Annotated in this window: 2 protein-coding genes; both read right to left on the reverse strand. The window is 66.0% G+C overall.

Annotation, left to right across the window (positions count from 1 at the left end):
• Nucleotides 1-134: 134 nt before the first annotated feature.
• Nucleotides 135-917 (reverse strand): IS21-like element helper ATPase IstB, encoded by a 783-nt coding sequence (istB, locus tag LL962_RS20795; protein WP_228318282.1) that lies wholly within the window; start codon nt 915-917, stop codon nt 135-137.
• Nucleotides 917-1,927: an IS21 family transposase gene (istA, locus tag LL962_RS20800; RefSeq protein ID WP_228318283.1), complete on the reverse strand. Its 1,011-nt coding sequence runs from the start codon at nt 1,925-1,927 to the stop codon at nt 917-919. The genes istB and istA overlap by 1 nt, the downstream gene beginning before the upstream one ends.
• Between the last annotated feature and the right edge of the window lie 86 nt (nt 1,928-2,013).

Below are 2,013 nucleotides of genomic sequence, written 5' to 3' on the forward strand. Positions count from 1 at the left end.
TGTCAACGCCGATTTAAATCTGACCCACTTTCCGTCGAATCGCCGAAGTAAATCTGACCCACCCGGGGTCTGCTTCCGCGCGCTGCTCGGCTGCGCAGGTCCAGGCCCGTAGCAACCGAGCAGCGCGGCGCCGGTCATGCCGTTGCCGTCGCCCTTCTGGCCGTCTGTCCGGCCTTGCGCTTGTCCTTCAGTCGGTAGCTCTCGCCGCTGATCTGCACGATGTGGGCATGGTGCAGCAGACGGTCGAGCATCGCCGCTGTGAGTGTCTGGTCGTCGGCGAAGGCGCTGTGCCACTGCGTGAACGGCAGGTTGCTGGTGAGTACCATCGAGCCACGTTCGTAGCGCTTGGCCACGACGTTGAAGAATAGGTTGGCCTCATCCCGCCCGAAGGGCAGGTAGCCGATCTCGTCGATGACCAGCAGCTTCGGCCCGAGCACGGCCCGATTGAAGTAGCCCTTGAGCCGGTTTTGTGCCTTGGCTGCAGCCAGTTGCATCATCAGGTCGGCCGCCGCGATGAACCGCGCCTTGTGCCCGGCCATGACGGCACGCTGGCACAGTGCCAGCGCGATGTGGGTCTTGCCCACGCCGCTCGGCCCGAGCATCACCACGTTCTCGGCGCGCTCGACGAAGGCCAGGTGGCCGAGCTCGACGATCTGTGCCTTCGGGGCGCCACTCGCCTGGGTCCAGTCGAACTGCTCAAGGGTCTTGATGGACGGCATCGTCGCGAGCCGCATCAGCACCGTGCGCTTGCGCTCCTCGCGGCCCGCCTGCTCGCTCACGAGTACACGCTCCAGGAAGTCCGCGAAGCTGGCGCCGTGGCGCGCTGCGTCCTGCGCGAGCGCAGGCCAGTCGCCGGCGAGCCGGATGAGCTTGAGCTGGTCGCACAGCTCGGCGATGCGGTCGTGCTGCAGGCCCATCACACCACCTCCAGCAAGGCGTCGTACACGGACAGCGGATGCTGCAGGCTCTGCAACGGCAGGACGACACGCTGACGAACGGGCATGGGCGCTTGTAGGGCAGGCGCAGCCAACATGACCGCGCGCTCCTCGGCCAGACGCACTGCCGGCACCGCCTTGGTCGTGGCATGCACCCGGGCATTGGCGACCTCGTCGAGCCAACGCCGGACGTGGATGTTGGCCAGGTGAGCATCGAGCCGAAGCCCGCTGGCCTCCAAGGTAGCCGCCAGCGGGACCACGAAGCTGCCCTTGAGGTAGGCGTTGAAGCGCTCGACCTTGCCCTTCGTCTTGGCGCGATAGGGGCGGCACAGACGAGGCTTGAAGCCGCAGCTGTCGGCGAGTTCACGCAGTGCGCTGTTCCAGCGGTGCTGGCCTTCGCCGTAGGCATCGCGCTCGATGACGACCGCCTTGGTGTTGTCGAACAGCACGTGCTCGGGCACACCGCCGAAGTAGTCGAACGCCTCACGCAGTCCGGTGCACAGGGTGGCGACGTCCTCGCCCGCGCATGCCACGAACTTCACGTAGCTCGCACGGCTGTAGCCCAGCGTGGCGACCATCGCCAGCAGCGGATCGCGACCACGGCGCACGTAGGTGAAGTCCGCCTGCATCTGCTGACCCGGGGGCGTCTCGAAGCGCACCAGCGGCTCGGGCTCAGACTTCTTGAGCGGTGCGAGGAACGCCTTGAGCTGGCTGATGCCGCCGACATACCCCCGCGCCTGGATCTCCCGCAGCAGCACGGTCGCGGGGATCCAGCGCGGATGTGCTTGCGCAACGCGCTCGCGCAGATAGCACTGGTAGGCGTCGAGCTTGCATGCCCTCGGCTCGCGCGGGCCGCAGCGCTGCGCATCTTGATCGCGCAGGTACCTGCGCACGGTGTTGCGCGAGCAGTCCAACTGCTTCGCGATCGTTCTGACACTCTCGCCCCTGCGGGCCATTACTCGTATCTCCACTGCTTGCTCCTGAGTCAACATCAGCAGCCTTCAAAAGGCCGCCATCGTGTCCCAGGTGGGTCACTTTTACTTCGCCGCAGTGGGTCAGTTTTACATCGGCGCTAACA

This window comes from Xanthomonas sp. NCPPB 1067, from assembly GCF_020783795.1.
Taxonomy (GTDB): domain Bacteria; phylum Pseudomonadota; class Gammaproteobacteria; order Xanthomonadales; family Xanthomonadaceae; genus Xanthomonas; species Xanthomonas melonis.